The 10,530-nt window shown below is 39.3% G+C and carries 6 protein-coding genes; 2 read left to right on the top strand and 4 right to left on the bottom strand.

Annotated elements, in window-relative coordinates:
- The 4 genes from AAC147_RS12170 to panP all read right to left on the bottom strand — a co-directional run.
- Positions 1 to 1,349, bottom strand: a 1,349-nt coding sequence (locus AAC147_RS12170) for a condensation domain-containing protein (RefSeq protein ID WP_231571403.1), incomplete at its 3' end; no start/stop codon positions are given.
- Between the two features lie 26 nt (positions 1,350 to 1,375).
- Complete coding sequence (locus AAC147_RS12165; protein WP_047681378.1) at positions 1,376 to 4,630, bottom strand: non-ribosomal peptide synthetase; 3,255 nt, start codon at positions 4,628 to 4,630, stop codon at positions 1,376 to 1,378.
- Positions 4,631 to 5,119: 489 nt separating this feature from the next.
- A complete protein-coding gene (locus tag AAC147_RS12160; protein WP_047681375.1) occupies positions 5,120 to 6,757 on the bottom strand; it encodes a cyclic peptide export ABC transporter in 1,638 nt (545 codons plus the stop codon).
- A 734-nt stretch (positions 6,758 to 7,491) separates the two neighbouring features.
- Positions 7,492 to 9,171: a pyridoxal-dependent aspartate 1-decarboxylase PanP gene (gene panP / locus AAC147_RS12155; protein WP_047681372.1), complete on the bottom strand. Its 1,680-nt coding sequence runs from the start codon at positions 9,169 to 9,171 to the stop codon at positions 7,492 to 7,494.
- Between the two features lie 692 nt (positions 9,172 to 9,863).
- On the opposite strand from panP, the gene AAC147_RS12150 reads away from it, so the two are divergent.
- Both AAC147_RS12150 and AAC147_RS12145 read left to right on the top strand, forming a co-directional pair.
- Positions 9,864 to 10,094, top strand: a complete 231-nt coding sequence (locus tag AAC147_RS12150; RefSeq protein WP_047681369.1) for a hypothetical protein — start codon at positions 9,864 to 9,866, stop codon at positions 10,092 to 10,094.
- Positions 10,095 to 10,215: 121 nt separating this feature from the next.
- Positions 10,216 to 10,398 carry a hypothetical protein gene (locus AAC147_RS12145; protein WP_047681366.1) on the top strand — a complete coding sequence of 61 codons (183 nt, stop codon included), beginning with the start codon at positions 10,216 to 10,218 and terminating at the stop codon, positions 10,396 to 10,398.
- The last annotated feature ends 132 nt before the right edge of the window (positions 10,399 to 10,530 follow it).

Raw genomic sequence — 10,530 nt, 5'->3', positions numbered from 1 at the left:
AACAGATCACTGGCGTATTCTAAATCACCCATTAACCCGTTTTCGGTGTCATTGAGCGATAGAGTTAAATCAAAGTAAGCACTTTCTCTAACCAGAGGAAGTTCACTCAGTTTTAGTCCTGTTAACTCAAAATTCCTTTGTTCTGATTTATTATCGAGAGTCAGCATGACCTGGAAAATAGGGCTATGGCTTAAACTGCGGGTTGGTCGCAAGGCTTCGACCAATTGTTCAAATGGTAAGTCCTGATGCTCATAAGCGCTTAACGCACAATTTCTCACTTGAGCCAGCAATTCGCTGACATTTGGGTTGTCACCCAATTGAATGCGTAATGCCAGTGTATTAGCAAAGAAACCGATCAAAGACTCCAGCTCATGCTGTGGACGATTGGCAATCGGGGTTCCTATCACCAGATCGGATTGCCCACTAATGCGGGAAAGCAGCACTGCCCAACCTGCCATTAATGTCATAAATAAAGTTGTGCCATGACGCTGGCTGAGATTTTTTAATCCTGCACTTAATTCCGGTGAGAATGCCAGATCGACGCGGTTACCTCTGTAACTCTGTTGCATCGGACGAGGTTTGTCAGTGGGCAATTCGAGTAATTCGGGCGCACCTTGTAAACGATTGCGCCAGTAATTTAGTTGAGTTTCCAGTACATCGCCTTGTAGCCACTGTTGTTGCCAGAGAACATAGTCAACATATTGGAGCTTCAATTCAGGTAATGGATCGGGTTGCCCCTGGCTGAAAGCCTGATAAAGAGCAGAGAGTTCATGTATCAATATCTTGACTGACCAGCCATCCGAAATAATGTGATGCTGAGTCAACAACAGAACATGTTCGTCTGCTGCTAAACGGAGCAAATGCCCTCTGAGTAATGGCCCACAGGTAAAATCGAAAGGCTTGACAGCTTCAAGGTGGGCGCGCTCTTCAACTGTTGTTTGTTGTTTTGGTGCTGGTAAATGGCTGATATCTTCAGTCGTCAAAGCAAAACCACTGTTAGCATCCCCGATAACTTGCCGGGCCGTGCCTTCAATGGTCACAAAAGTTGTCCGCAGGCTCTCATGACGGGCAACAATTCGATCCAAAGCCGCTTGCAGCGCATTCAGGTTAAGCTGACCTTGTAGATGTAGCCCTATTGACATGTGATACGCCGTCTGGGCTGCGGGATCTAACTGGGTCAGGAACCACAGGCGTTGTTGTGTCCAGGATAATGGCACATCGCCGTTACGGGCTTGGGGACGAATTTCTGCTTTTTGTGTATGTTGACGAGATAGCTTGGCGGCTTTGGCTAACTCAAGTAGTCTTTTCCGTTCAGCTAATGGTAAAGAGGTTAATTCATTATTATTCATGTTTAAGTACCATTTGAGAGCCAGATTTATTCCATTGATTGATAAATATTTTGTAGGGAATCTGCGTCAAATTGCAGTAATTGAGCGTTGATAATGCACTCTTCAAGCTGACAGATAGAAGGATGTGCAAACAATTGCTGGATAGAGATATCAACGTCAAAGATTTCATTAATTCTGGATTGAAGTTGCAAAACCAAGAGCGAGTGACCACCGAGCTCAAAGAAATTGTCATAACGTCCGATACGATCTATCTTCAATACCGTTTGCCAGATATCAGCCAGTTGCTCTTCAATTTCACCTTGTGGTGCTGCATATTCTTTTGTGATCACAGACGAGTGATCGGGAATGGGGAGAGCGCGGCGATCCAATTTGCCACTTAATGTCAGTGGGAAAGTATCCAACATGACGAATGCGCCAGGGATCATGTAATCAGGCAGGTTATTGCCCAATTGTTCCCGCAGTTCGGGAATATTCAGTGTCGTACCTGATTGGGGGATGATGTAGGCGACCAGCCTTGTATCTGCTGAGTCATATGCATGTGCAACAACCACAACTTGCTGAACACCAGTACATTGGGCCAGATGAGTTTCGATTTCTTCCAACTCAATGCGATTTCCTCGTATCTTGACCTGAAAATCATTACGGCCCAGATAATCAATGCTGCCATCGGGTAGCCAACGCCCCAAATCTCCTGTTTTATACATCCGTGCATCCGGGCGATTGCTGAATGGATCATGAACAAAACGTTCTGCCGTGAGTTCAGGACGATTTAAGTAACCGCGGGCAACACCAATGCCACCAATATGGATCTCCCCGGTTACTCCAATAGGAACAAGCCGGCTAAGTTTATCCAGAATATAGATTTGTGTATTAGCGATAGGATGACCAATTGGTACTAAATCGACATATTTTTCTGATCCGCAACGCCAGGATGTTACGTCAATTGCGGCTTCGGTCGGGCCATATAAATTATGCAGTTCACTATGAGGGAAGTGAGATAAGCACTGTTGTTGCAGGGAATACGGTAAGGCTTCTCCACTACACAAAATCTGACGTAAAGAAGGGCAACGTCCTGCTGGAGTGAGATGAATGAAACTTTGCAGCATAGAGGGAACAAAATGGATGGTTGTGATACCTCTGGATTCAATCTCTTCCAGCAAATAAAGGGGATCTTTGTGACCTCCGGGACGTGCCATAACTAATTGAGCACCGGAAAGCAAAGGCAGGAAAAATTCCCATACTGAAACATCGAAACTGAATGGGGTTTTCTGCAATACGAGATCGTTAGGGTTCAATTGATATTCATCTTTAGCCCAGAGCAAGCGATTGACGACACCCCGATGCTCATTCATTACTCCTTTAGGTAAACCTGTTGACCCTGAGGTATACAGGACATAGGCCAAATTACGTGATGTCAGCCCCAAGTCGATGATAGGGAGATTATCTTCCCGCTGCTCAGCGAGAGTTGCCTGACATTCTTCGCTTTCCCATATCCACAAAGGAACATTAGTGTCTGGTAAGTGGCTTTGTAACCCATGATGGCTCAGGACCAGTACTGGTTCACTGTCGGTCAGAATATGCCTGAGACGATCTGCCGGATATTCTGGATCGAGAGGAACATAAGCTGCACCCGCTTTTAATATTCCTAGCAACGCGATGACCATATCCGGGCTACGTTCCATGCAGAGACCGATACGATTATCTGCCTGAATACCGGCCGTAACGAAAGCGTGTGCGAGTTTATTGGCCTGACGATTCAATTCCTCGTAAGTCAATTGCTGGTTATCACAAACCAATGCAATTGCTGCCGGCGCATAATCGACTTGTTGTTCGAATAGTTGGTGAAGCCGAACATTTTGCGGGTAGGAGACGTCAGTGGCATTAAAATTATAGAGAATGTGTTGGCGTTCTGATTCATCCATCAACGGTAAGCTGTCGATAGTCTGTTGATCATCATCGGCTATTGCTGCCAGTAAGGTGAAATAATTGTCCATAAGTTGAGTGATTAACTCAGCATCGAACAATTTAGTATCATAATGAAAACCGCAATTAATCTGTTGATCGACTTTTATTATATTAACCATCAATGGAACAGGCATATCGCCATAATAAGGATATGTGAAAGATCGCAGTTCTGCTCCTCCCCAATGCACCGTATTACTGCCACTCTGATCCATCCATAATGATGGCAGGTTACTGACATATCTGGGTTGTTGGAAAGTTATGGTTGTCTGGAAAACAAGATGAGTATCAGTGTTACGTTGTAACTTAATTTGTTCCAGGATTTTGGGGAAAGGATATTTTTGATTCTCAATAGCCTGACGAATGATTTTAGCAGCCTGTAAGATATGTTCCTGTACAGTTATCCCGCCATTGATTTGAGCACGTAAGGCAACCGGGTTGACAAATTCACCGACTAATTTACCCCAGGTAGCCCGGCTGCGGCCCGGCATTATAGAGCCGACAAGAATATCATCCTGACCAGTATAGCGATGTAACAGAATTTGATAGGCTGCCAGAAAAATAGCAAACAGGCTATTACCATATTTCGTTGCTAACGTATGCAGTTTTGTAGCCAGCGTTTCGGGGAGCTTACGGGGAATCGTGATCCTATTTATTGCGGAAGGGGATTTATTAATTTTTGATTTATTGCTGGCAGGTAATTGTAATTCTGTTAAATAACTGCTCAGATTATCGCACCAGAATTGTTGTTGTTTTTTTGCATTGTTACTGTCCAGCCATTGTTGTTGCCAGATAACATAGTCTTGGTAACTGAGTTTTGATGCCGGAGGCAATTCTTGTTCAGATAAGAGATTACCCAGTTCCTCCAGTAATATCCAATAAGACCAGCCATCGACAACCATGTGGTCAAAGGTTAATACCATGATGTTTTCCTGATCATGACATTGATACCAACTGGCATAAACACGTGGTGGATTCTCCAAATCGAAAACGTACCAACAATCATTACGGACAACTTGTTGCAGCGTTTCCTCACTCAGATCCCTGGCATCATGTCTTGTGATCTTAATCACAGCATTTTCTGCTATTTGATATCCTAACTTACCGTCATATTGACCAAAACTAGCCCGTAACATAGGGTGGCGTTTTATCAGATGATTGAGCGCGTTTTCTAATTTCTCAGCAGTTAAACCTTTAACTCTGGCACAAAATGCATTATTACTCTGTCCCCTCTGGGCCGGATTAATTTGATATTGAAACCAACGGCTGCTTTGTGCTTCTGATAAAGCAAATGAATTCAATGTCTCAGGATAATTCATTTTATAGCTCCCCTTTTATGGGTATATGGAAAAATAAAAATTTGAGAACTGATAAAACAAAAAAATAAGAACAGAATTTAAGGCCAAAAATATTGGTTAAATAAAGTTCAATAAATTTATTTTCCAGCAGAAAATTAATGCGGTGGAAGTACAACGCAATAAAAAAAACCATTACGGTGATATGAATGGCATTTCACAGGAAAGTTATAAGTTAATCTCATTTTGTATATAAACTGTACTTTGTCTTTATTATGGTATTTAAGGTGTTAGATTATATATTAAATGAAAAAACTTTACATAGTGATATTCCCTTTCTTTTATATCTAATTTTATTATAGGTAATAAGTGTTATTATCATGAATATTTTATATTACATAATAATCTAAATGATAATATATATTCTATAAAAAAAGAGCCTGTTTAACGAGGCTCTTAAAATGGGCGAGGATATATTTATAATAAGTAGGTTGTCTTTGATCTAGATCATTTTCAGCCAGAATAATGGCTATTGGTGTTTATTTCTTTAATGTGTCCATCTTCCAACTTAATTACACGTTCTGCAATATCAAAATATGCATCATCATGGCTAATAACAATAACGGTCTTACCACGAGCTTTTAGTTCTGGCAGTAATTCTGTATAGAATATTCTTTTAAATACAGGGTCTTGATCCGCTGCCCATTCATCAAATAGATAAATAGGACGATCTTCCAGATAAGCAGATACTAAGGCTAAGCGTTTTCTCTGACCGGCTGAAAGTTCAGTTGTCGAGAATTGTCCGTCAACGATTTTAACTTTATGGCTCATGTTGAAAGATTCAATATAATGGGTTGCTTTTTCGGTAACATTTGCCCCGGTATTTAACAATTGATCGAATAAATGATAATTAGAGAAAACGGCTGAAAAATATTGGCGATAGTGTTCATTATTTGTCTGATCCATTTTTACACCATTAAGCCAGATAGAGCCGGATTCTTGCTCGAACAAACCGACTAACAGCATGGCAAGTGTTGTCTTTCCGCTTCCGTTTCCACCGACAATAAAAATGATTTCGCCTTGGGAAATCGTCAGACTCATCGGCCCTAGATTAAACTCCCGATCTTCTTTATCGGTCGTGTAGTGGTGAACAACATCTTTCAATTCAAGCGATAGTGGTTGTTCATTTGCAAATGGATTTGGTGTATTAGCTTGTTGTATATACAGAGATTCTTCTAACTGGCTATCCAGTCGTTTCATTTTTTGTAGTGAGATTTCGGCTTGTCTTAATTCTGGAATTGCGCCGATCACTTCGCTGATTGGGCCGGATAAGAATAGAACAATCAGAGTGACTGTCATCAAATTAGAAGGTTCTTGAGGTAACCAGATAGGTACAACAAAAATCATCAAGCCGATGACAATATAAAAGACCACCGAACCGGCATTCAGCACCCAGGCGTAGTTATTATTTGCTTTAATACAGATCTCTTTGAATTTTTTTGCGCCGGGAGAAATGACTCTGTCAATAAAAGCATTGCCTTTCTGGCTATTGAGTTTTAACTCCTTACTGCCATCAATTAGCTGTTGGAAACTGAGGTATATCTTATCTACCTGCTCACGCATTTCTTCCATCAGGCGTATAGGGCGCTTTTCTAAAAAATAGAAGATATACATTGTGAGCAGACAGACAATGGTCAGAATGATAAAGAGTTGCCAGGAAATCCAGGCTAAGTAACCGAAACAAGCGATAATAAGTGTGATATTGCCAAAGACGGTTGGCGCTAACATAAAAGAGTGTATAAACACATCGACATCTTTGGTCAGAACAGCTAACAGGCCATGTTTCCCGATATTATTCAGCTTTTTAAAAGGCGCCCGTAATATTTTATTACTCAGACTCAGTCGCAGGGAATAAATCGTTGCTTGAGTTAAATGTGATAACAATATTTCTGATAAAGTTTTAGTAATAAAAAAAAGAATACAGATACCAAAAAAGTTCCAGATAAATGTTGAGAGATTAGCTGCACCTGTAATTCCCTGGCTAATCATGCCTACTACTGATGCACCGGCAAACCCGCTGATTAATGCAAATATTGTTGATAAAAACAGCAATATCCAGGATTGACGATAGAGATAAGCTATTAGTGTCATAAAAATAAACCATTATAGGAGATTATGAGTAATATAAAAAATATATACTGGTCAATGAGACTCAACATGGTTATTTTTTTCTGGTGAAATTTCAAGGAAGATTTATAAACATAAATGTGAATGAATTTAAATCGTGATAAAAGTCACAGTTAAGGTGTAATGGGGTGTAATAGATATGACATTAATTGATGCATATTATTTTTTTTCATTAATTGATAGAGTTTATTTGTAATAGTGGAATAAAAGAGCATAAATAATTTCTCTAAGTAATCAGATAGTAACGTAGATGTACTTTTATGCAATTCTATATCATTTCATTAACATAGTGTATGTTCCCTCCATCTTTTAAGTTGCCTCTTTGTTGGTTACGAACACTCAGCACGGTCACTGTAGTTATAAACATGTATTTATAAGCATAGAGTTATCTGTGAATTCGGAGATTTGCTCTTGCTTTGTTAGTTGCACTTTCTCACTTCTTGTACAGCAAAGAGTGAAAAAATGATCTGGCATTATAAATATTTATTTGAATTAAAAAATTTGGTTTTAAATATTATTTATCTAATAGCTGAAGCGGTTAAATAATATCTTGTATTATTTAGGCGGTGGATATATTTAATTTTGAAATGACTGTTCCGATCTGTTTTTTTATACATACTATCCCAGAATCTCTATTGGGTATATGCCCAATAGAGTTCGAATTGTAACTTGAAAAATGAAGCAGATATTAAGTTATCTCAATTGATTAAGTTCTGTAAGGTTTGCCATAACGGACTTTGCTGTGCCAGTTTGCGTTGATCTTCCAACATACACTCAAGTATTTCTAAAGTTGTCAATGGATTTGCCAGTACAACACGTAAAACAGTTGTTGGTTGTCGCTCCCATTGCACCGGCCTGAGACTGGTACGTGAGACAAAGAACTTTCCGGTAGTCCACTGCATAGATTGGATATTTTGGTTCAGTACATTCAGTGTATCGTGTAGTTTTTCCCGCACAGATTCAGGAGCGTTGCATAGTGCCGTCAATGCCATTGGTGGTATATATCGGTAAGTAAGCAGACAAAGTTGTGGTTCGCTGATTAACTCAAAATCTTCCTGCTGGCGGATAATGTCTGCAAATTGCTGTGCTTTCTCGATACTACGATCTATTAATTGGGCGAAACCCTGCCGGCCAAGCAGATGCAGGTTACTGTGCAACATAAGCGACATCGCACTGCGTGAACCTTCCAACGTGTGGCGGCCTAAATCTTTTGAACCCTTACGTACAATATAATTAGCATGTTGGGCAATAGAATCAGTTAGAGTAGGCTGGCGGAACAGTACCATACCTGTTCCCATAGGGACGTACATTTGTTTATGAGCGTCAATTGTCACAGTATCAGCGCGCTCAATGCCTTTGAATAAATGTCGATAGCGTTTTGACAACAAGCTCGCGCCTCCCCAGGCAGCATCGACATGGAAATGACATTGCTCGCGCTCAGCGATATCTGCCAGTACGTCCAGCGGATCGATCGAGCCGGTTTCGGTTGTTCCCGCTATTCCGACAATTGCCATGGGCTTGATATTGCGCTGACGCAGATTTTTCAGATGTGAGTAGAGGGAATCAATGCAGATCCGTCCGTTTTTGTCGGCATCAACACTGATTAGTGCATCTTGTCCAAGGCCGAGCACATCAACAGTTTTTTTCAGCGAATAGTGGCCGAGTTCTGATACTAAAATCGCCACTCCATTGTAACCGTAATGGAGTAAACCTCTGGCCAGTCCTTCACGTTTAAGACCGGTAAAATTTTCGTCGGCTGGCATGAGCTGGTTTCGACATGCCCACATGGCTGTCAGATTAGCCAGTGTTCCGCCAGAACAGAAGGCTGCCAGAGCATAATCACCACTGTGCAGCCATTGTTTATAAAAACTTTCATCACAACCGTATACCAATTTGTGCATCATACCCAATACCTGGCGTTCCAGTACGGTCAGAACATGTGATGTTTCCAGTTTGACTAAATTTTGATTCAGGGCAGTTAATATCTTGCCAAGGGCAGGTAAATATCTGGGAAGGGCTGATGTCATATGACCAACAAAAGTAGGGGATGACACAGGCATCACTTGGTTAAGAACATCTTCATTCAAATTATGGATATATTTTTCGGTATCGACGGGAATTTCTGGTATGAATACCGAAGAAAACTTCTTCTCCAGTTCTGCTAATTCATACACTGGTTTGTTTAGCTCACGGCAACAATAACCTACAGGATCATCTGCAATCTTCTCTTCCAGTTCAGACAACGCTTTTTCACCGATATTGGTGGTAAATTGGTCGAATAGTTCTTGCCATTCTTGTGTGCCCGAATAATTATCGTGAGGAGTCGTCTTTTCTGTTTCATTTTCATTGTGATTCAGCCTGTCAAGAGAACTTTGCATAGTTTGTTTGCCTCTCCAGAATCGCTAATTAATGTAGAGTGAATAGCATAATCATATCATTGTTGGGTGCAAGTAGTTGGATACCGCTGAACGGTATGTGTACCCCCCTGGGGTCCTGGATTCTTGCCTCCTTTATATCTCTCTTTATCTGTATAGAACAGCTAAAAATAAGAATGAGATTCATTCGTATTGTATGGGTATTGTTAAAAATTATTGATAATTTTTTGTGGAAAAATAATAACAAGGCTATTTTCAGGCTAATGTGATTTATATTAATTCTTGGATTATAGTATGTCATGATTGATAAATTGAAAGTAACCAAATAAATAAGTATTTTTAATTTCTTATCAGTTTATTTTATCTATTGACGATGAAAATAGTTTCTGATGGAAAAAATAGTCACTACTCCAAAAATAGTATGTGATAAATGGTTGGTTGTTTAATAAAAGTTAAGAACAAATAATTTATGGTGATATCAGAACAGCGGAGAAAGCTGGCTTCAGAAAAATATAAATTTGATCTGAATCACAGAAAGGTTTTATGCAATGATTTTTAGGATCATTTTTGAATTTCTTTCTCTCAATTTATAATTATTTTAATTTTTCTGGAGCCATAATTCAAACTATTATCTATTTATGCATTATGGTTCTAATTTAGTTAAATGATGATACTAATAAGTAATGAGGTGATATATGAAAGAGTTAACAATTATTGAATTGGAGCAGGTTGCAGGTGGTACTTTTAACTGGCGTAAAGCAGTAAAAGCCGGCATTCACGCCTTTGGTAAAACAATTGATGATACCGTTGATTTCCTTTCCAATGAAGGCTATATTTCGAAAGACTTAGGCGGATTTATTAAAGGTGAGGTAGATGCTTTGGGAAATCTTGGCTGTGATATACTTGATTGTATCAATGATGAATAACTTCCAAATTTCAGAGTACATACTCATAAAATAGAATAATATTAAGTTCATGTGATTTTTTAATTAATGTACTAAGAAGTTAATATCAATCGTAATCAATTATGAAATAATGAGGCGATATATGAAAGAATTAACAACTATTGAATTAGGGCAAGTCTCAGGTGCTGGCTCTGTTATAAATAAAGGCGATCTATTGAAAGAAACTATCGAATATAAAAATGGAATAATTGATGATATTCTACACTTCTTTGATCGTGAATGGCCAATTATCCCCCCTTATCTCAAACCCGTATGTGATAATTAATTCATATAAGTTATAAGCATCAATTTTAAATTTTATGTATGTTATAAATCATTAGCCACTCTATTAGAATGGCTAATGATTTTTCTAAAAATATTTACTATATATTTTAAGGTATATACCAATCTAACTTGA

Origin of the sequence: Xenorhabdus sp. NBAII XenSa04 (assembly GCF_963866145.1) — a bacterium.
Taxonomy (GTDB): Bacteria; Pseudomonadota; Gammaproteobacteria; order Enterobacterales; family Enterobacteriaceae; genus Xenorhabdus; species Xenorhabdus indica.
This window is presented reverse-complemented; position numbering and strand designations above follow the sequence as displayed.